The organism is Photobacterium lipolyticum (genome assembly GCF_003026475.1).
GTDB classification, from domain to species: Bacteria; Pseudomonadota; Gammaproteobacteria; order Enterobacterales; family Vibrionaceae; genus Photobacterium; species Photobacterium lipolyticum.
In genome coordinates this window covers 1-583 of sequence record NZ_PYMC01000059.1, presented here as the reverse complement: position 1 = coordinate 583, position 583 = coordinate 1, and the positions used below count along the sequence as shown (strand labels likewise).

Here is a 583-nt window from a genome sequence, read left to right as displayed (position 1 = left end):
AGAGACCGATAACAAACGTGAACACTGTATAGGACTCCAAGCACAACACTCGAATAGTCTACTGGGTCTCGAACCCGCATTACGCAATGCAGAGTTAGCTTATTATGGATACTTCAACAATTCAAAATATTAATATCGGCGTCGATACAGGAAAGTCTCAACTCGATATTTACATCCGGCCGCTCGATATTTTCTTCTCCGTTTCTAACGATGAGAAAGGGATTAAAGATGCCATCAAAACCATTAAAAAATACTCACCACAAAGGGTCGTGATTGAAGCCACTGGCAGGCTGGAAATGCCCTTCATTATTGCCTGTGCCGACGCCAACATCCCTTATGTGATTGCAAACCCTGTTCATGTAAAACGCTTTGCCGGTGCCATCGGTCAACGCGCTAAAACGGATAAACTCGATGCAAGGCTTATCGCCCACTATGCCGAGGCTATAAAACCAGCACTAACTCAGCTGAAGCCTGAATCCATGCGGCTTATGGCGGATTTGGTCATCCGAAGAAATCAGCTTCTATCAATGCAAACCATGGAAAAGAATCGCCTCCAAATACTACCTAAACACCTGGCTATGAC

1 protein-coding gene is annotated in these 583 nt (G+C 44.8%); it reads left to right on the top strand.

What is annotated here, in order from left to right; genetic code table 11:
• Positions 1-104 precede the first annotated feature (104 nt).
• Positions 105-583 (top strand): IS110 family transposase (locus C9I89_RS22300; protein WP_146155096.1); only part of this gene is annotated, 479 nt, incomplete at its 3' end.